At 47.6% G+C, this 19,693-nt stretch carries 18 protein-coding genes, 1 pseudogene and 1 riboswitch; of the genes and pseudogenes, 2 read left to right on the top strand and 17 right to left on the bottom strand.

Annotated elements, in window-relative coordinates; all coding sequences use genetic code 11:
- Positions 1-19: 19 nt before the first annotated feature.
- Together ACI4WN_RS02970 and tnpA are read right to left on the bottom strand one after the other, a co-directional pair.
- A pseudogene (locus ACI4WN_RS02970) lies at positions 20-1,216 on the bottom strand (RNA-guided endonuclease TnpB family protein).
- A gap of 21 nt (positions 1,217-1,237) precedes the next feature.
- Positions 1,238-1,681 (bottom strand): IS200/IS605 family transposase, encoded by a 444-nt coding sequence (gene tnpA, locus ACI4WN_RS02965; protein ID WP_439776901.1) that lies wholly within the window; start codon positions 1,679-1,681, stop codon positions 1,238-1,240.
- Positions 1,682-1,810: 129 nt separating this feature from the next.
- Between tnpA and ACI4WN_RS02960 the strand changes: the two genes are divergently transcribed.
- Both ACI4WN_RS02960 and ACI4WN_RS02955 read left to right on the top strand, forming a co-directional pair.
- Positions 1,811-2,506 carry a hypothetical protein gene (locus tag ACI4WN_RS02960; protein WP_439776900.1) on the top strand — a complete coding sequence of 232 codons (696 nt, stop codon included), beginning with the start codon at positions 1,811-1,813 and terminating at the stop codon, positions 2,504-2,506.
- A 311-nt stretch (positions 2,507-2,817) separates the two neighbouring features.
- Positions 2,818-3,753: a LysR substrate-binding domain-containing protein gene (locus ACI4WN_RS02955; protein ID WP_439776899.1), complete on the top strand. Its 936-nt coding sequence runs from the start codon at positions 2,818-2,820 to the stop codon at positions 3,751-3,753.
- Positions 3,754-3,777: 24 nt separating this feature from the next.
- Here the strand turns inward: ACI4WN_RS02955 and ACI4WN_RS02950 are convergent, their stop codons facing one another.
- The 15 genes from ACI4WN_RS02950 to ACI4WN_RS02880 all read right to left on the bottom strand — a co-directional run.
- Entirely contained in the window at positions 3,778-6,618 is a 2,841-nt protein-coding gene (locus ACI4WN_RS02950) for a YfhO family protein (protein ID WP_439776898.1), read from the bottom strand.
- 137 nt (positions 6,619-6,755) lie between these two features.
- A complete protein-coding gene (locus ACI4WN_RS02945; RefSeq protein ID WP_439776897.1) occupies positions 6,756-8,006 on the bottom strand; it encodes a tetratricopeptide repeat protein in 1,251 nt (416 codons plus the stop codon).
- Between the two features lie 129 nt (positions 8,007-8,135).
- Complete coding sequence (locus tag ACI4WN_RS02940; RefSeq protein WP_008461289.1) at positions 8,136-8,411, bottom strand: HU family DNA-binding protein; 276 nt, start codon at positions 8,409-8,411, stop codon at positions 8,136-8,138.
- A 198-nt stretch (positions 8,412-8,609) separates the two neighbouring features.
- The gene (gene der / locus ACI4WN_RS02935) at positions 8,610-9,917 is read right to left on the bottom strand and encodes a ribosome biogenesis GTPase Der (protein ID WP_008461290.1); all 1,308 of its coding nucleotides are present in this window, start codon (positions 9,915-9,917) and stop codon (positions 8,610-8,612) included.
- 87 nt (positions 9,918-10,004) lie between these two features.
- On the bottom strand, positions 10,005-11,210 hold the full coding sequence (gene rpsA, locus ACI4WN_RS02930; protein ID WP_008461291.1) for a 30S ribosomal protein S1: 1,206 nt from the start codon (positions 11,208-11,210) through the stop codon (positions 10,005-10,007).
- Positions 11,211-11,296: 86 nt separating this feature from the next.
- Positions 11,297-11,974 (bottom strand): (d)CMP kinase, encoded by a 678-nt coding sequence (cmk, locus tag ACI4WN_RS02925; protein WP_439776896.1) that lies wholly within the window; start codon positions 11,972-11,974, stop codon positions 11,297-11,299.
- A 72-nt stretch (positions 11,975-12,046) separates the two neighbouring features.
- Positions 12,047-12,484 carry a LysM peptidoglycan-binding domain-containing protein gene (locus tag ACI4WN_RS02920; protein WP_439776895.1) on the bottom strand — a complete coding sequence of 146 codons (438 nt, stop codon included), beginning with the start codon at positions 12,482-12,484 and terminating at the stop codon, positions 12,047-12,049.
- A 128-nt stretch (positions 12,485-12,612) separates the two neighbouring features.
- On the bottom strand, positions 12,613-13,320 hold the full coding sequence (locus tag ACI4WN_RS02915; RefSeq protein ID WP_439776894.1) for an ECF transporter S component: 708 nt from the start codon (positions 13,318-13,320) through the stop codon (positions 12,613-12,615).
- Positions 13,321-13,404: 84 nt separating this feature from the next.
- A riboswitch (FMN riboswitch) is annotated at positions 13,405-13,518 on the bottom strand.
- A 26-nt stretch (positions 13,519-13,544) separates the two neighbouring features.
- Positions 13,545-14,264, bottom strand: coding sequence for a pseudouridine synthase (locus ACI4WN_RS02910; RefSeq protein WP_439776893.1), 720 nt, complete (start codon positions 14,262-14,264; stop codon positions 13,545-13,547).
- Positions 14,265-14,271: 7 nt separating this feature from the next.
- The gene (scpB, locus tag ACI4WN_RS02905; protein ID WP_439776892.1) at positions 14,272-14,853 is read right to left on the bottom strand and encodes an SMC-Scp complex subunit ScpB; all 582 of its coding nucleotides are present in this window, start codon (positions 14,851-14,853) and stop codon (positions 14,272-14,274) included.
- The gene (locus ACI4WN_RS02900) at positions 14,843-15,583 is read right to left on the bottom strand and encodes a segregation and condensation protein A (protein WP_439776891.1); all 741 of its coding nucleotides are present in this window, start codon (positions 15,581-15,583) and stop codon (positions 14,843-14,845) included. Before ACI4WN_RS02900 ends, scpB begins: the two co-directional genes overlap by 11 nt.
- Entirely contained in the window at positions 15,558-15,926 is a 369-nt protein-coding gene (locus ACI4WN_RS02895; protein ID WP_439776890.1) for a reductase, read from the bottom strand. The genes ACI4WN_RS02900 and ACI4WN_RS02895 overlap by 26 nt, the downstream gene beginning before the upstream one ends.
- Before the next feature lie 13 nt (positions 15,927-15,939).
- Positions 15,940-16,839, bottom strand: a complete 900-nt coding sequence (gene xerD / locus ACI4WN_RS02890; protein WP_439776889.1) for a site-specific tyrosine recombinase XerD — start codon at positions 16,837-16,839, stop codon at positions 15,940-15,942.
- Positions 16,826-17,707: a CvfB family protein gene (locus tag ACI4WN_RS02885; protein WP_439776888.1), complete on the bottom strand. Its 882-nt coding sequence runs from the start codon at positions 17,705-17,707 to the stop codon at positions 16,826-16,828. The genes xerD and ACI4WN_RS02885 overlap by 14 nt, the downstream gene beginning before the upstream one ends.
- A gap of 282 nt (positions 17,708-17,989) precedes the next feature.
- A partial coding sequence (locus ACI4WN_RS02880) for a MucBP domain-containing protein (protein WP_439776887.1) occupies positions 17,990-19,693 on the bottom strand: 1,704 nt, incomplete at its 5' end.

Raw genomic sequence — 19,693 nt, 5'->3', positions numbered from 1 at the left:
CCCGCCCTTTGACTTGGCTTTAGACAGCTTCTAGCTGTTTTAAGCCTTTGTTGAGAATGTTGATTGACGCATTGATGTCCCGATCATGGTGGGCATGGCAAAACGGACAATCCCATTCTCTGATTTCCAAGCCCTTCTTGCCTGTGTCTTTACCGCAGTTTGAGCAAATCCGGCTAGTGTAGGCAGGAGCTACCTTCAAAAAGGTTTTGCCTGTCTGCTTGCACTTGTACTCAAGCATTTGCGCAAATTTACCCCAGCTTTGCCGGAGAATCGCTCTTGCCAAATGGTGATTCTTAGTCATGTTCTTAACTTTCAAATCTTCCACCACAATCACGTCATACTCTTTGACAAGCCTAGTCGTGATTTTGTGCAGGTAGTCGTTGCGCTGATTAACAATCTTGCTCATGTAGCAGTTCTTAATCCGGTTTGCCCGTTGCCAATTCTGGTAGTCGTACAAGCCTTTAGCGCCAAGGACTTTTCTGTGTGCGTCCTGCTTAGACTTGACGCTTGCCAAATGGCGTCTTCTTGACGATTTGCTCTGCTATGATTCTGCTTGGCTTTCGCAGAAGCTACTAGCGAACTTATCGATCTTTTCGCCATTTGACAAGATAGCTAGGTGGGTCAGGCCAACGTCAATGCCTATAGCCTTGCCTGTTTTCGGCAGTAGAACGTTGTCTTTTTCCACGTTCAGAGAAGCCCAATATCGGCCCGCCGGGTCAACGCTTACGGTGTAGTGCTTGATTTTGCCGGGCAAAGGCCCAAGCTTTGAGCATTTAATCTTGCCAAGCTTAGGCAAACGGATTGCATGCCTGCCAAGAAGCTTGACATTGCTTTTGCCCGTGTAGGATTGCCGGGCCTTGCGTTTGTGTTTCTTCGGCTTTTCGCGGATCTTGCTAAAAAGGGCATCATAAGCATCAATCAGCTTGTCAGTTACCACCTGCAAAGAAGAGCTGTCGCTTTTTTTGAGGAATGGATAGTCCTTCTTGAGCAAAGGCAGACAGTAATTAAGGCCATAGCTTGATGGCATCAGGGACTTAGGATTGTTCTTACGGCGCTGCTTGAGCATGTCTAGCAGGGTATTCCACAGAAAACGGTCGTTGCCAAACATTTGCGCAAGCTGTACCTGTTGGTTAAAATTAGGATACAGTCTGACCTTAATTCCAACCACAGGCTTATTCGATTTTCTTCTATTGCTTTTCAGCTTGGATTTAGGCATGACTGTATCCTTTCTAGAAAGCTATTGGAATGAACGATCCCATTGCGTTTCAATGTACTTCTTGACAACAGCTCCGGTAGTTACGCCGATACTGCCTGCATAGTAGCTAGGCGACCAGATATGTCCACCCCAAAACTTCTCACGCATTAAGTCAGGGAAAGTGGCGAAAAGCCACTTGGCGGTGATGCCTTTTAGTTTCTTAACCATTACCGTTACGCTAACGGTGGGAGGAGCGGAGATTAGAATATGGACATGGTTAGGCATTATTTCTAATGCCTTAACCGTATATCCGTTTTCCTTACAGATGCTAAGAATCTTGTTTTTCAGACTATTGACTACAACAGTGCCCTGCAAAGCCTGATTCTGGTACTTGGTACACCAGACAATGTGGTAGTTCAAGTTGTACACATAGCCTCTACCATGGACGATTTCCGGTTCATCGTCCTTGAAAGTATATTTAACCATTAGTTGTTCGCCTCAATACAATTTAGCTTTTTATTTATTGTTTATCTATAGTATACCATGTACACAACAAAAGGGGAACAAAAAACCACGTTTTATAAGTGTGAGAATCAATGAAATGAGGAATGTTCGATGACGATCATGCAATACTGGATTGTCGGCTGGATCGCAGTCGGGGTCTTCGCCATTTTCGCCGTGACCTGGCTGATTGGCCTGATCACCGACCAGCCAAGTCTCCGCTTCTTCTGCGACTTCTTGATGGTAATTGCCCTCTTTGGCATGCTGGTCGGCTTTGGCGGCCGCTACAAGCAGATCCGCCTAGCCAATGCCCGCAAAGAAGCGGCAGCCTTAAAGCGGAAAAAGCTGAACAACGCCGAAACAGCTTTTCAAGACCAGGCTCTTGAAGCCTACGACTTAATCAGCAGCTCAAGCAGCGATATTTCCGGCTCTTGGTCAAAGGCGGTCAGCGATGCTAAAAAGGCGGCCAAAAAGGCAAAGACCAGCAAGAGTAAAAGCAAGGCTAAAAAGACTAAGAGTACGACTAAAACCGTTTCACCTAGTGAAGCTGTTAGTTCAGCTTTTAAAAAGCACAAAGACGACATCACCAAGGCCCAAAAGCTGCTGACTGGTCAAAAGACCTACTTAACTCAGATCTACAGATACGGTTCTAAGGCCAACTACCAAAAGTACCAGACTGCTGAGAAAAAGGAAGTTGCCTACTATAACGCGGTCGTCACCATCAACAAGCTGACCTTGCCCAAGTATCAGGAAAAGGTTAAGACGGCCAAGACTGAATATCTTTCAGCTTGGAAAGCCATTGATAAATAGTTAGCAATTTTTTAACTGCTTGGCAATTTTGAAAAAATCCAGAACTTTTTAAAGTTTTTTTGCCAGCAAATTCCAAACAATAAGGTTAAAGCAATAAGATTTTTCCCGAAAATCACCGCTTTCATACGGTTTCTGCTATCAAAACCGCCGTTTTTAACTGGAAAAAACTAATTATTATTTGTTTTTTGCCGTGAGTATTCCAAAAAAGACTAAAGTTAATATTCTTTGACTAATACGAAAAAGGCGTTATAATAATCTTATTGTGAAATTAAATTTGCAAATCAATTCACTGATTAAAGAGAGCGTGTAAGATGAAACAAGACGTACTTTACCAAATCTTGACAACTGCAGAAGAATGTCAAACTGTTAGTGATATTGCTAAGAAGCTATTTCTTAGCCAGCCATACGTCAGCCAAGTGCTGAGCAAGGCTGAAAAGAAGTATAATGTCGTTCTTTTGGAAAGAAGAACTCTGCCAATCGAACTGACCGAAGCCGGCAAGACCCTGTGCGAAGGCTTGGCTAAGCTGCACAGCGATCAAATGAAGATCGAACAAGACTTGCGCCGCTACACGGAAGAAGAACAATCTTACATCAAGATTGGTTTCTCCCCTATCTGGTCACCCGGCGAAAGTGGTCGGGTTATCCCAGTTTTGCAAAAGCAATTCGAAACCACTCGTTTTGAACTGATCAAGACCTTCTCCACCAACTCTGCTAAGCGTTTGATCGACAACCGGATGATCGACATCTATATCGGTCCGCTTTTGAGAGGCGAAGACTTGAAGAACTACCTGCTCTTCCAGCCTAAGGTTTACCTGATCATCCCTGAAACCAGCAAGCTCTACCAACCTGGCAAGAAGGAAATCGAGTTTAGCCAACAGCTCTTGACTGACCTGAGCGAAGAAAAGATGGTTTCTTTAAGTGAAGACTCCGGCTTCCAAAAGACGGTTGACCACTTCTTGGAAGACCAAAACCTGTCCGTCAACAAGGCGATCAAGGTTAACGACTACGACGTGGCTGTCCAAATGGCAGTCGGCGGCTTGGGCTGGACGGCAACTTTGGAATACATGCTGTCTAACTTAAAGACTGACAACAAGTTCAACCTGGTAGAATTGCCACACACCATGATCCAATCCGACAACGGTTTGACCATTCACACTGAAACTAGTGAACGGGCTAAGGAAGTTGCTCACGTGATGAACGACTTGATGAAGGAAAGCGTTGAAAAGAACCGTTCCTTCAACGCCTAATGGCAAAGAAAAAAGCGCTGAAAATCAGCGCTTTTTTTGTGCTCTTTTTTCTTTTTCCAGTTCCAGGTAAAAGCAGGCTAGCAAGGCCAGTGCCGCGAGAAGAGAAATAATCAAACCTGTCCGCAGTCCCGGCGTTTGGTAGTACAGAACCAGGCGATGCTTGCCCTTTTTCACCTTGATACCGGCAAAGGCTTCATTGGTCTTAATGACCTTGACGGCCTTGCCATCAAGCGTTGCGTGCCAGCCGCTGGAATACGGAATGGTTGAAGTCATGATGCTGGACTTTTTGGCATTGAGCATCCCCGATAAACGGTTTTGACTCAGTTTCAGTTGCTTGATCCCCTGCCGTTGAATCTGCCGCACCTCTTTGACATAAGCGTGATTCAGCGTGATGGCCACTACCTTCCACTTTAGGCGGTAAGTGCCCAGCTTGCTTGGCTTCAAAGTAAGTGAAGATGGCAGAGTTTGGTAGCTGCCCAGGTTCAAAGTCCCGCCGTCAACCAGTCTAAAGAAGGAGGTCATCTCCTGGCTCGGCTGAGCCAAAGTCTCGGTCGTCTTTTTCGTTGTGACGGCTAGTTTATAGCTAGGATCAGGACTGCCGGCCAGCAGGTGGTAGCGCCAGTACTTGTATTTGGTTTGGGTCTCATTAAAAGCCTTACCCGTCAGGTCAGCCTGCTGTTTGGCTTTTTTCAGCTCAAGATCCAGCTGCTGAGACAGGGCCAAGGGCTGGTAAGACACCTGACTAAGCTCTACATGCAGTTCACACTTGCCCAGTTTGGCCAGGGCCTTTTTGCTTAGCTTGATAGTGTATGTCTCCTGGCTATCGGTATAGTTGATTTTGTTCTTATTCACCTTTTGTCCCTGGTTGTTGACCAAGGTTGCTTTAACCGTCTTGACGCCGGACAAGTTTGCCTTTTGGTAATTGCCCTTGGCGCTGGTCACGACGCCGCTGGCCAAAGCCCGCTCTTTTTGGCTGTCTGACAGCTTTTGGTAGCGGCTGGGGCTAATCACCTTATTCGTCAGCCAAACCAGCGGGAAGGCCTCTGTGGTCTTGTAGAGCCGGGCCTGGTAGCTGATGGCCGTGTCTGGGTCGGTGACTGCCTTGGAAACCCCAATCAGGTCATAGGTACCGGGAGTTTTTTGCGCATTCACGCTCCCCTTTTGGCTAAATATGTAGCGGACGCCAAAGAAATTGTTCAAGATGGTCCGGTCATCCAGCTGGTGGAGCGGGATGTTATTGTCATATTGGACATTGCCCAGGTCCGTACTAAACTGTCCTAGGTATTTATTTTGGATGGAGTAGTAAGACGACACATTAGCTAGGCCACTGGTCAGGTCATTCCACAGCTTCTTTTGGCTGACAAACTGGTTGCTTGAGACGGTGTTGACCCGGTAAAAGCTCCCCGTCGGCAAAATTTTGTTTAAACCGCCATACCGCTTTTCCGCAATCTGCTCATACTCACCTTGGGCCAGCATGCTGGAAGCAAAGGAGCCGTTATATGGTAAAGCGGCATAAACGGCGTTAGAGGCCAAATTAAGGACGACCACGCCGCTGATCGCCTTTTCCGGGGCAAGCCCCTGGGTATAGGCTAAACAGGCGGCTAAGCTTAAGAATAAAAAGACCACCGGCAAAAAGAGATTGTAGTCGTTTTCTAGGAAGGACAAGACCACCAGGTAGATGAGGTAGATCCCGCATACTAGCAAAATGGTCCGCCATTCCTTTGTCGTGACTGCCTTTTCACTGACCGCCTTGAGAAAAATCGTGACCGTCAAGGCCAGCGGCAAATACAAAAGCAGGGTCCAGCGGTTTGATGGGGACATCCCCCCGTTAAAGAGGGCCCCAATCGCTGGAATCAGGGTAAAAATGAAGCCCAGGACCAGGCTGGCCGCAATCACCCGGTACTTGCGCCAATTGGCAAAAAGGTAAGCCAGTGCCGGCAAGATGATGCTGGCTAAACCCAGGGCCGACCAAAACATTAATTGCCAGTTGTCCCCATTGATCAATTGCTTAGGCAAAAGCAGGTAATAGTAAAGGGGGTAAAAGACCAAGCCATTGGCAAATTCTGAGCCGGTTCTGGTCGAATTCATGACCGCGATCAGTTCGGGGATAAGTAGGCCGGCCGACAAGGCAATCGCCCCCACCGCCGCAAAGAGCAGCTTTTTAAAAGTGGCCCAAAAGTCGATCTTTTGGTAGTAAACCAGCCCATAGCGCAGAGCCAGGTAGAGCATGGCCCCTAGGCCTAAGACAAAGGCCAGATAGTAGTTAGAAACCAGCATCCAGACAAAGACGGCCAACAGGCCCCAGGGCTTTTGCCCGGTTAAGACTTTTTCCAGCTGGACGACGATGATCGGGAAAATCATAAAGGTCGTCGCAAACATGGGCTGGGCAATGGCCGCATAGAGCAAGTAGGCATTGACCATGTAAACGCCGCTCCCGACCAGGATGATCCAGTTTTTAAAATTAAAGTGTCTGGCAAAATAGACAAAGGCTAGACCCACGCAGTAAAGGCGCAAGACCAGGATCAGCTGGTAGGCAAAAACCAGGTGGCTGGTTGGAAAGAGCAAGGCAATATAGGCAAAAACGTCCCCGATCGTGTAGTAAGAGAAGATCGAGAACAAGTCGCTCCCGACCCCAGCCGTCCAGGACCACTCAGCCGGCCCCTGGCTAAGGTGCCGCAAGAAGCTGAGCAGGTACTCCCGGTACTTGACCATCAAAGGCAGGTGCTGGTTGGCCGCGTCCGTGTTCCAGATCAGGCTGTGCCCCGTTATTAGGTATGGACCAAAAAAGCAGGCCGCAATCAATAGGTAAAAAAGCGTGTACTTCCAGTAGATGTCGCGCTTTTTCTTGGTAAAGTCGAAGTTCATGAAAACCTCCAAATTTTGAGCTTATCTTCTATTTTACCGCTTGAAGCATTTTCTGTAAAAAAAGAACGCGGAAACATCTCCGCGTCCTAATCGTTCTATTTTTAAAATTTTATAGTTTCAACTTTGAGATTTTGATCTTAAGCCAATTCTTGGTACAAAGCCTGCATCTCTTGGTCGTCTGGGACCAAGTCCAAGTAATGCTTCAAAAGTTCGACCGTTAAGTCCTTTTGCCCGCTGGCCTGGCCAAAGTCGATCATCTGTCTCAAGAAGGCTGGGTTGTCCTTGAGACTTGGATAAGCCAGCAGATACTCGCTCTGAGCCTGTTTAAAGTCCTCCAGGCCCTGGTAGCTTCTAGCCATGTTTAAGTGGCCCAGAGGCTCGATTTCGCCTTCTGACAGGTCCTTAAAGAGGGCTAGGCTGTCTTCATACCGGCCTTCTTTTAAGTAAAGGTCACTGAGCAAAAGCCGCAGGCTGGCGTTATCGGCGTTCACCTTGAGCCCCCGGGTCAGGAGGTCTTCAGCATCGTCGTCTTTGCCCAGCTTCATGGCGGCTTGGGACCCCATTTCGTAAAGCTCTTCGTCTAGTTCGTTATAGCCAAGGCCCGTTTGGGCTGCGTACAAGACTTCTTCTTGGTCGTCTTTAGCCTGGTAGGCTCTAGCTAAAAATGGATAGGCGTTGACGTAGTCAGGGCTTTGCTCAATGACCTGGTCCAAGAACTTGATGGCGGAATCAGCCTGGCCCGCTTCTAGCATGATCACGCCGGCTTGGTACTTGGCATCAATGTCCAAGAGGTCTTCTTGGTGGCTCTTGATAAAGTCAGCTGCTTCTTCATAGCGGCCTAGTTTAGCCATGGTTTGAAAGATTCGCTGGTTCAAGTTGACTTCGCCAAACATGGTCTGTCTGCTTGCCAGGTCCTGGTAAAGCGGCAAGGCTTGTTCATTCAGCTCGCTCATGTAGTCTAGTTCTGCCAGGCCAAAGGTAATTGCATCTTCATCTGGGGCCAATTCTTTGGCCTCATTCATCTTGGCTCTGGCCGTTTCGATCAAGCCTTCGCTTTGGTAGTAGTCGGCCTGGACCAAAAGACTTTCCAAGTAGGAATCAGAAGACTTTTTCACATTATAGAGCAGGCTTAAGCCATCGTCTTCTTCCCCATCGTTTAAGAGGATTTCTGCCAGATAAACCTTAAACAGGTCTTCTTGGGGGAAGCTGCCGATTAAGCTGCGGTAGACTTCCTTGGCCAGGTCGGTAAAGCCTAAATCAGTCAAGTTTTCCGCTAAAGATGCCAGAATCTCAGGGTCATCGTGGTTTAAGGCTTGCTTAAGCAGGCCCTGGCTTTCGCTAAAACGGTGTGCCTGGATGGCATCCAGCAATTGTTCAGAATATGTCATGTATACCTCACTAGCTCAAAAAATTATGTCTTAAATACAGTCTGCATTCTATCTTTTCACATTCGCAGAATTTTTGCAAACAAAAAACGCTAGGAAATGCCTAGCGTTCTTTGTTTTAAAGCGCGTCAATTACTTAACAGCGTCCTTAAGAGCCTTACCTGGCTTAAATGCAGGAACCTTGCTTGCTGGAATTTCGATTTCAGCACCGGTTTGAGGGTTGCGACCCTTACGAGCGGCACGGTCACGAACTTCGAAAGTACCGAAGCCGATCAATTGTACCTTTTCGCCCTTAGCTAAGTCTTCTTGGATTGCTTCGAAAACTGCGTCAACAGCTTCAGCAACGTCCTTCTTAGTCAACTTAGTCTTAGCAGCTACTTCTGAAACTAATTCTGCCTTATTTGCCATGTGGAATTCACCTCCTATAAATTAGACCCAGGTCTAATTACTTCATTTCCATTACGGAAATGAGGGACACTGAGCGCTAGTGCATTCAATTAATTCCCTGTTCTCTAAAATATCACAAGAACGCGATCCCGACAAGCTTTTTCAAGCTTCCAGGGCTATTTTTCTTATCTTTTTCAAAAATGAAAAAAGTTCCGCTCACTACTTGCGCTTGCGTGGCAAAATCTTGATTGGCGTACCCGTGAAATCAAAGTTTTCCCGCAGCTGGTTGATCAAAAAGCGCTGGTAGGAGAAGTGCATCAGTTCTGGATCGTTGCAGAAAACAACAAAGGTTGGCGGATTTGTCTTAACCTGGGTCATGTAGTAAACTCGCAGACGCTTGCCCTTGATCATTGGGGCTGGCACTAAGCGGCTGGCTTCCAGCAAGAGGTCGTTTAAGACGCTAGACTGGATCCGCTGGTTCTTGTTCTTGTAGACCTGCTTGACCATTTCTGGCAACTGGTCGATGTTCTTGCCAGTCTTGGCGGAAACAAAGACGATTGGTGCGTAGTCCAAGTATGAAAATTCGTCTCGGATCACGGCTTCAAAGTCCTTGCCACTTGAAGAATCCTTCTTTGGCAGGTCCCACTTGTTAACAGCAATAATCACGCCTAGGCCCGCTTCATGAGCGTAGCCGGCAACGTGCTTGTCTTGCTCTCTGATGCCGGTTGAAGCATCTAAGACCAGGATTGCCACGTCAGACCGCTCCATGGCAGACATGGCCCGCATCACGGAGTACTTTTCGGTCTTTTCGTAGACCTTGCCCCGGCGGCGGATCCCAGCCGTGTCAACGACTCTAAACTTGGTATCGCCTTGGGTAAAAGGCGTGTCGATGGCATCTCTGGTCGTGCCTTCTTCGTTAGCCACGATCACCCGGTCTTCGCCAAGCAGGCGGTTGACGATGGAGGATTTGCCCACGTTTGGTCGGCCGATTACACAGAAGGAAATCACGCCGTCTTCGGTCTTTTCGCTGTCAGCTGGGAAGTTTTTCACGACTTCGTCCAGCAAGTCCCCGATCCCGGTCCCATGAGAACCAGAAACCGGAATTGGATCGCCTAAGCCCAGGCTGTAGAAGTCATAGATATCGTTTCTTTGTTCAGGGTTGTCGGCCTTGTTCACGGCCAAGAGCACTGGCTTTTTAGCTTGGTAGAGGAGGCGGGCAATCCGCTCGTCCAGGTCGGTTACGTGCTTGGTCACGTCACAAAGCATCACGATGACGTCAGCTTCCTCAATGGCGATTTCGGCTTGGGCCCGGATTTCTTCGTCAATTGTGCTATCTTCCCAGGTAATCCCACCGGTATCGATGATGTTAAATTGGTGGCCCATCCAACTGGCTTGGGCATAGTTCCGGTCACGCGTTACGCCTGGTTGGTCTTCGACGATGGCTACCCGCTCATTGATAATGCGGTTAAACAGGGTTGACTTGCCGACGTTGGGCTGGCCAACAATGGCAACTACTGGTAATGGCATAGTATCACCTCTTTTATTTTCTCTTATTTCATAAATAGTCTTCTCATCAAAACAAAAAAACCGACCTGCGGTCGGTTTCTTGTTTGATTAACGGTTCTTCAATTGGTCACCGATCATGTCACCAAGTGAGAAGCCGTTGTCGTCGTTGTTCATGTACTTACGAGCAACTGAGTCGTTGTTTGATGAACGACGAGCACGAGGTCTGTCATTTGATGAAGAAGCGTTCTCTGGGTCAGCTTGCTTGATTGACAGGGAGATTCTTCTTTCACTTGGGTCAACGTTAAGAACCTTAACTTTAACCTTTTGACCAACAGTTAAGACGTCGCTTGGCTTGTCAACGTGCTTGTTAGAAATTTCTGAAACGTGTACCAAACCTTGGATACCGTCAGCAACTTCAACAAAGGCACCAAAGTTAGTCAATGACTTAACTTCACCTTCGATAATGTCGCCTTCGTTCAAGTTAGCAGTAGCTTGTTCGAATGGTGATGGTTCAGTTTGCTTGATTGACAGGGAGATCCGGTTACGGTCGTTGTCGATGCCGATAACCTTAACCTTAACGTCTTGACCCACCTTCAAGACATCGCTTGGCTTGTCAACATGCTTGTATGAGATTTCAGAGATGTGAACCAAACCGTCAACACCGCCGATATCAACAAAGGCACCAAATTGGGTCAAACGTGATACGCGACCTTCAACAACGTCGCCAACAACTAATTGAGAAGCAACGTTTTCAAAGGCTTGTTCGCGTTCTTCTTCGATCAATTCCTTGTGTGAAAGGATTAAGCGGTTCTTAGCTGGGTCGATTTCAGTGATCTTAACCTTAATAGTCTTGCCGATGTATGGCTTAAGGTCTGAAACGAAGCGGTTTGAGATCAGGCTGGCTGGCAAGAAGCCACGAGTGCCAACGTCTACGAGCAAACCACCACGAACTGAAGAAGTAACCTTACCTTCGATGGTCTTGCCTTCTTCAAAGTCCTTTTGCAACTTGTCGTAAGCTTCACGTTCCTTAACGCGAGTTACTGAGAAGAAAAATTCACCGTTTTCCTTGTCGCCACCTGCACGGCGTACTACGTAAGCCTTGAAAGTGTCGCCTGGCTTAACGGCTTCACGCAGGTTAACGCTGCGGTCGTTAGTGAAATCACGGCGAGTGATTACACCTTCAACGCCGGCGCCTTGTACGCCAACGTTAATTTGCCCATCTTCAACGCTTAAAACATTAACGTCAACGATGTCGCCTGGCTTAACTTCTTGCATTTGAGCAAGAGCATCTAAAAATTGATTGTTTTCTGACATAAATACAAAATGCCTCCCTGTTTATTCGTTCTCTATTTTACCGAAAAATAGAGGAATTTGCTACTATTTTAGCAGACTTTTTTCAATTAATTAAGATTATTTCTTTTTTTAGCAATTTCCGCCAAGATAGCGTCAACAACTTGGTCGATAGTTAAATTAGTTGAATCGATCTCGATGGCGTCGTCAGCTTTTTGCAATGGTGACACTTCCCGGTGAGAGTCCAAGTAGTCGCGCTTAGCAATATCAGCTTCGATTTCTTCAACGGTTTGCTTGGCTTCAATCCCCTTTTGCTGCCAGTCCAGCATTCTTCTTTCGGCGCGGGACCGTGCACTGGCTACCAAGAAGATCTTGACATCAGCATTTGGTAAAACGGTCGTCCCGATGTCCCGGCCATCCATGATGACGTCGGTTGAGCCAGCTAAATCTCTTTGTAGGTCAACCATCTTAGCCCGAACGCCTGGCAAAGCAGAAACTTCCGAAACGTTAGCCGTGATCTCTGGCGTGCGGATTTCCAAAGAAACGTCTTTGCCGGCCACCAGCACCTTTTGGCCGTTTTCGCCAGGCTCTAAGACGATGCCGTCTTGGTCAATCGCCTTTAAAATCCCGGCTTCATCGCCATAAGCCAGGCCGTGGTTTCTAGCGATCAAGGTACATGCCCGGTACATGGCCCCCGTGTCGATGTAGACAAAGGACAATTTGCCTGCAACAATCTTTGCTACGGTACTCTTACCTGCTGAAGCAGGTCCATCAATTGCAACTTGCATAACATTAAAATGAAGCGACCAAAATCGCTTCAATCCTTTCTTTAGTTTACGATTTTATTTTTTGCCTTAGGCTCATTTACTGGTTTTGATCACCAGTTTTTGCCCAACGGACAGGGTTTGGCTGGTGTCCATGCCATTTTGCTTGGCTAATTCATCTGCCGTTAAGCCATACTTTTCAGCGATGCTGGCCCAGTAGTCGCCGCTTTGCACGTAATAGGTAACGGTCTTTTCACTCTTAGCCTTCGCAGACTTCTTTGGTGATTTGGCAGCTGTCTTAGACTTGTCCTTTTGACCGTCTGCCTTTTTATCCGACTGCTTGCTCTTTTGCTCATCCTGCTTTGGATTTTGGTACAAATCGGCACTGGTATTGAGCAAGGGCACTAAGGCCAAAAGTGCAATAATGACAACCAGCAAAGCCGTCAGCCAAGGTGCGCGGCGGTTTTCCCGCTTTTCCCTGGCAGCTCTTTGCCGGGCCAGGCGTGAGGGCACTTTGCGTTCTTTTTGATCCATGGACATCCCCCTTTGACTTTACATTTTAGCATAAAAAGCCGCCCTTTTTAACCAAAAACAGACTTCTCTTTTACCGAGAAGTCTGTTTTAAATTATTTACGATTAGTTATTTAAAAAAATTAGTAATTTTAGTACTTGCTAGAAATGTTGAAGTGCTTGCTTACAAAAGGCTTGATGTTCTTCAAAACAGCTTCAAACAAGATGTAAACCACAACTGAGTTGATGGCACCTTTGATCAGGTTAAATGGGGCGATAATGCCCATGATGTAGCTGCTCATGCTTGGAAGGTGGAGCATCTTGCCCAGGTAAACCTTTTCCGTAAAGGTCAAGAGTTGGCCGTAGCTCATCTTCATGCTGGCTGCTTGCGGAACTGACGTGTAGGCGTAAACTGGCGTAAGCAGGAATTGGTTGGCTAGGCTCATGACCAAAGTCAGGCAAAGAGTCCCTAATACTAAACCAGCGATTGGCAGCAGGTAGCCCTTAGCCTTCTTGCGGTCTTCTTCTTTAACTGAACCAGCAAAGAAGTAAAATGGCAGGGCGAAGGCCATTGAGGCTAAGAACGCGGCAATTTCGCCAACCAAGGATGGCAGGGCAAAACCAGAGAAGATCAAGGACAGCAAGCACTTGATCAGGGCGACCATGGTCCCACCAACTGGACCAAAGACAAAGGTGGTGATGACCACGATAACGTCAGAGAAGTCCATCTTCAAGAAAGAAACACCAGGCATGATTGGAAATTCAAACTTCATGACCACAAAGGCGATGGCCCCGATCATGGCGTAGGCCAGCCAGTTGCTAATTGATTTTGACTTTGAGCGATGCTTGACAGCTTCCATACTAAAATACCTCCAGTATTTTAAAAGATCCGTTGCCTTGAAGAGCAACAGACCTTTCTTTACTATTCGCCTTAGCATGTCAAAGTCTGCCTTCTTCCATCTAGACTGTAACTATCGGTAGCTTATGCATTCAACCACAAAAGTGGGTCGCGGACTCACACCGCCGGTTGGGACTTTCACCCTACCCCGAAGACAACTTGGATATTAATTTTTACTCTTATAGTCTAATCTAAGCGCTTTAATCTGTCAACCTCTTTATGATTTAATTCCCGGTATTGTCCGGATGTAAGGCCTTGCAAGGTTAAGAAGGAATAGCGTTCACGAGAAAGCTTGTCGACCAAGTGATTGACAGCCTTAAACATTTCCTTGACCTGGTGGTAGTGGCCTTCATGAATGGTTAGTTGCACGATCTGAGTGTCATTTTTCAGGCTGGTCTTCAAAATCTTGACTTGGGCCGGCTTAGTCTTAAACTTGCCGATCTTGACGCCCTTCTTCAAGGCCTTGATTTCCTCAGGAGTCAGCTGGCCCTTAATCTTGGCCACATAAATCTTGTCCACCTCGTTTTTGGGGTGCATCAAAAGGTTGGCCAAATCCCCATCGTTAGTCATTAAGAGCAAGCCAGACGTGTCATAATCAAGCCGGCCCACTGGGTAGAGCCGGTATGGCAAGTCAGTAAAGTAGTCAGCAACCGTCCTTCTGCCCTTGTCATCTTTCACAGCTGAAATTACGCCTCTTGGCTTGTAAAAAAGAAAGGTATGGTGGCTTTCTCTTTCAATGGGTTGGCCGTCAACAACCACTTGCTCAATGGAATGAACCTTGGTCCCTAGTTTGGTGACCACTTGGCCGTCGACTCTAACCCGGCCGGCCAGGATCATCTTTTCCGCTTCTCTTCTAGAGGCGATGCCCGCTTGGGCGATCACCTTCTGCAATCTTTCCTCTGTCATGATTGTCCTAATTATCCTCCGAATTGTTTTTATCCGCAAACAAATCGACTTGGCCCTCGCTGTCAAAGGCCGTATCTTCAAAGTTTTCAATGACTGGCAAGTCAGCTAGCGACTTGTAGCCAAAATATTGTAAAAAGTAGTCCGTAGTTACGTAAAGCTTGGGGTGGCCCGGCACGTCTTTAACGCCTTCAGCCTTGACCAAACCCCGCCAAACCAGGGTCTGCAAGGCGCCAGAAGAGTTAACGCCGCGAATTTCGTCAATCTCCACCCGGGTGATGGGCTGCTTATAAGCAATAATCGCCAAGATTTCCAAGGCTGACTGGCTGATATTCTTGCTCAGATCCCGATTAAAGTAGGTCTCAACCAGATCCCCGCACTCTCCGCAGGTTGTCAGCTTCAGATCATGGTTGATCTCAATCAAGGTCAAGCCGCTGTCTGGGTCTTGATCCAGCTTTTCTTTGAGTTTTTGGGCTTCATCTGCCAGTTCTTCTTCGCTAACGGCCAAAAGGCTGGCCAGGTCAGCCTGGTTGATCCCATTGTCCCCTGCTACGTAAAGCAAGGCTTCTAGCTGCGCCATTTTACTTGTCATCGCTGATTATCTTTTCCATTTCTAAATCGCCAAAGGCCCGCACCTGAGTCACCTTAAGGTACTTGTCCTTGATCAGTTCCAGCATGGCCATGAAGAGCCCGACAAAGTCGGCCAGGCTGGGCATGTTTTCACTAATCTCAAAAAAGCTGGCGTGGCCTTGTTGGTCAAGCTTTTCCTTTAAAAAATTGAGGAGTTCCTGAATCGGCCGGCCGGTTAAGGATACCTTGGCTTCTTGGGGGTGCCGGTTTTTAAAGCGTTGCATGGCCAGGGCAAAGGAATTAGCTAGGTCGCTGGCTGAAATCTGCCCATAAGGCAAAGGCTGCACTTGCCCTTTTTCTGCCACACTTGGCTCTTTGGCCACCAAAACAGGCACATCCTCGCTTCTGACCTTAAGGTAAGCCGAAATTTTTTTAAAGACCGAATACTGGACCAGCTGCTCGACCAATTCTTCTCTCGGGTCTTCATAGTCCTCTTCCTCTTGGGCAAAGTCGTTTTTAGGCAAGAGGTACTGGGACTTGATCCGGAGCAGCGTTGACGCCATCACAAAGTATTCCCCGGCCAGCTGCAAGTTCAGCTGCTGCATCTGGTCCAAATAGTCCAGATACTGCTTGGTAATCTTGGCGATCGGGATGTCATAAATGTCTAATTCCTGGGACTTGATCAAGTGGAGGAGCAAGTCCAAGGGTCCTGCAAAATTAGGCAGGTTAATCGTCATGCTTTGGTCTGTCATCTTTTAGGTATCTCAGTAAATAAGTATATTCCGGCACGGTCATCAGCTTGCCCTTGCCTGCTTCTTGCCTTAGTTCCTGCATCAAGTTAGACAGGTTTTCATCGTCGCGAAAGCCCGGAGCTAAGGATACATAGCGCAGAACCAGGCAGCCATCGCCTTTTTCCGTTCCTACCAGACCCACGATGTTTTGATCGGCATTTTTATAAAGGAACAGCTGCAGAGCCTCATCTTTACTATAGAGCTTCATTTCTTCTTGCAGGTTCTGCAGATTTTTAAAATCAGGCAAGTAAGACAAAAGGCCCATGGCCATTTTCTCGTAATCCTTTTTATATGGTACTAGCACTTAATCACCTCGATCAACTCATTCGCGGGTGAGTCTTTTGGTAGACGTCCCGGATATGCTTTTGGGTCAAGTTGGTGTAGATCTGGGTCGTGGAAATATCGGTATGGCCCAAAATTTCTTGCACAACCCGCAAGTCTGCCCCATTTTCCAGCAGGTGGGTGGCAAAGGTGTGGCGGAGGGTGTGGGGCGTCACGTCCTTATCGATGCCGGCCTTTTGGCAGTACTTTTTAATCATTTGCCAGACAGCCTGCCGGGTCAATTGCCCGCCCCGGCTGTTTAAAAAGACGTAGTCACTGTCTTTTCCGGCTTTTAACAAAAGTTTGCCGCGGACTGGCAGGTACTTGTCAATCCAGCTTAAGGCGTAATCCGTCACTGGGATCAAGCGTTCCTTTGACCCCTTGCCTAAAACCCGAATCAGGGCCAGGTCTTTGTGGATGTCGCCGAGGGTCAAATTGATGATCTCGCTGACCCGCATCCCGGTCGCATAGAGCAGTTCAAGAAGCGCCCGGTCCCTTAGACCCAGGCTTTTTTCAACATCTGGCTGGTCTAAAAGCCGCGTTACTTCCTCTTGACTTAAGGCCAGCGGCATCTTCTTTTCCCTTTTAGGGGCATCAATCTGACTCATGGGGTCAATTTGAATCAGCCCCTGCCGGACCAGCCACTGGTAAAAGCGGCGCAGAGACGAAATCATCCGTGAAATAGAGCTGGTCGCCTTGCCCAAGTCTCTTTCTTTAGCCAAAAAAGCGTCAATCTCTAGGGCCTGGCTGGGCCAGGCAGTTAAGTCTTCTTCAGCTAAAAAGTCCAAAAATTCCGTCAAGTCCTGCTGGTAGGCAGCAATCGTGTTTTGACTAAGCCCCCGCTCCACCTGGCCAAAGCGCAGGTAGTCAGCGACTTGATCTTTAAGCTTCTCCATCAGTCTTTTCCTTTAAGGAGATGGTGCCTGCTTCTTTATCTTGAACGATTTCTCCCGCCTTGATCAAGTGACCTAGCGCCCGCTTGAAGGCTGACTTGGAGATGCCGAAATAGTCCTTGATGGCCTGGGCATCACTCTTGTCGCAGAAAGGCAGGCACTTGTCCCCCTTGCGGCGCAAAGACATCATGATCATGGCCGCGTCATCGTCAATTTCTTCAAAAGCTCGCGGCAAAACGCTCATGTTCAAGCGGCCATACTGACTGACCCCGATCACCCGCGCCTTGACTTCCTCGCCCAAACGCAGCGGCTGCTGCATTTGCGATTCATGGATGAAACCCAGGTAGTAGTCGTTAGTCAGTACAAAGCAACCTAGAGACTTGCTGGAATATACCCGGGCCAACAAATTCTTGTTAACCAGGTTGTTAGGGAAGCGGACAGAAATCTGGTTAAAGACATTTTCATCCGCTGCCTTGGCCCAAATTCGCTCTTTATCATCAGTCTCTAAGCACACCAGCAACCGATCGTCTTTTTGCGGCCAACGAGCTGGATCCAGGGGCAAGTCGTCCAAAGACATAACTATATCTTTATCTGGCAAGCCAATGTCTAAAAAGACCCCCAGTCCGCGCTGGACCTTGGTAACCGTGGCCCAGCCGTATTGGTCAGCCTGGGCAAACGGCAGAAACTGGGTCATTTCCCGTTCATGATTCTGGTTATCGTAAATAAAACCCGTGATTTGTCCGCCAATTTTCGGTGTCTCCTCTTGGGTGATTTCTTCTCTCTTCAATTTAAACGTCAAGCCATCAATCTGCACGAAATAGGCTTCAGCGTTACTGTCAGTGATTTTACCGGTCCGGATTTCTCCAAGCATAGTCTGCCTCCAACTTTACATAATTATAATGCTAGTATACGGGAACACGGAAAGAAAATAAAGTAATTAACAATTGTTTTTTATCAATTTGCTGATTAATTACTCTGCTCACCTAAACGATGTCTGCTTAGGCAACACGTTTAAGCGCTCAATCATACTGCCTTGTTACTAGCTCTTTTAATTTTTTGCGTCCATACAAGAAAACAACGCCAAGGCGATTTGCCTTGACGTTGTTTTTGTTTGCTTAACAGAGAAGATTAAGCTTTAAAGTAGGGATTATTCTTAATGCTTGCGCTTCTTGCCGCCCAAGAGGCCGAAGAGTGAAGCCAGAGCGATTGCTCCCAGACCTACTGCACTCAGCAGACTGGCCTTTTCTTCATCAGCACCAGTTTGTGGGAGCTGACTTGCAGTAGCAGTCTTGCCTTGAGTAGGAGTCTGCTTGCTGCTGTTAGGGGTAAATGTGGTTTGCTTTGGAGCTGCCGGCTTAGCTGGTTGGCTTGGTCCCTGCGGACTTTCTGGGTTAGAAGGACTAGTCGGACCTTCTGGAGTTGAAGGAGTTTCACCCTTTTCGTCCTGAGTGTAAGGCACTGGAGTATCCTTAGTTGGATCTTCCGGAGTTACATTTGGCACGTCTGTGGTCCAGCCTGGTACATCCGGAGTTGATTCGTTTGGAACTACCTTAGATGGGTCATCTGGATCATTCTTGTAAGTTGGCGTGTCAGCACCTGGAATTGGGTTGCCGCTTGGATCTACTGGAACGATCTTGCCGATCTTCTTGTAAGTGAAGACCGCAGTCTTGTTGCCGTCAGTGAAAGTACCAGTCGTGTCAGTAGTCTTAACTAGTACGTATCCTTCAACAACCTTAGCATCCTTAGTTACGTCGTACTTGTCACCAGTCTTGTAGTCAGTACCCTTGTTTACGCTTGGCAGCAATTCGTTGCCGTCTTCATCGACAAACTTTTCAGTCAAGCCGTACTTAGCTGCTGGAGTTTCGTTCTTAGTGTAAGGCACTGGAGTATCCTTGGTTGGATCTTCAGGGGTTACGTTAGGAACGTCAGTCTTGTAGCCCGGTACGTCTGGAGTTGGTTCATTTGGAACTACCTTAGATGGGTCATCTGGATCGTTCTTGTAAGTTGGCGTGTCGGCACCTGGAATTGGGTTGCCGCTTGGATCTACTGGAACGATCTTGCCGATCTTCTTGTAAGTGAAGACCGCAGTCTTGTTGCCGTCAGTGAAAGTACCAGTCGTGTCAGTAGTCTTAACTAGTACGTATCCTTCAACAACCTTAGCATCCTTAGTTACGTCGTACTTGTCACCAGTCTTGTAGTCAGTACCCTTGTTTACGCTTGGAGCGAGGTCGTTGCCAGCTTCGTCCACAAACTTCTCAGTCAAGCCGTACTTAGCTGCTGGAGTTTCGTCCTTAGTGTAAGGCACTGGAGTGTCCTTGGTTGGATCTTCAGGAGTTACGTTAGGAACGTCAGTCTTGTAGCCTGGTACGTCTGGAGTTGGTTCGTTTGGAACTACCTTAGATGGGTCATCTGGATCATTCTTGTAAGTTGGCGTGTCAGTACCTGGAATTGGGTTGCCGCTTGGATCTACTGGAACGATCTTGCCGACCTTCTTGTAAGTGAAGACAGCAGTCTTGTCACTGTCAGTGAAAGTGCCAGTCGTGTCAGTAGTCTTAACCAGTACGTAGCCAGTGATTACCTTAGCATCCTTAGTTACGTCGTAAGAGTCACCAGTCTTGTAGTCAGTACCCTTGTTTACGCTTGGAGCGAGGTCGTTGCCAGCTTCGTCCACAAACTTCTCAGTCAACCCGTACTTAACTTCTGGAGTTTCGTTCTTAGTGTAAGGAACTGGAGTGTCCTTACCTGGATCTGCTGGAGTCACAGGACTTGGATCTACTGGAGTCCAGTTTGGAACATCTGGGATTGGTTCGTTTGGAACCACCTTAGTTGGATCGTTAGGGTCCGTTGGGTAAGTTGG

This window comes from Lactobacillus sp., assembly GCF_051893255.1.
Classification (GTDB): domain Bacteria; phylum Bacillota; class Bacilli; order Lactobacillales; family Lactobacillaceae; genus Lactobacillus.
Note: the sequence above shows the minus strand (reverse complement) of the source record. Positions and strands in the feature narration are given on the sequence as shown.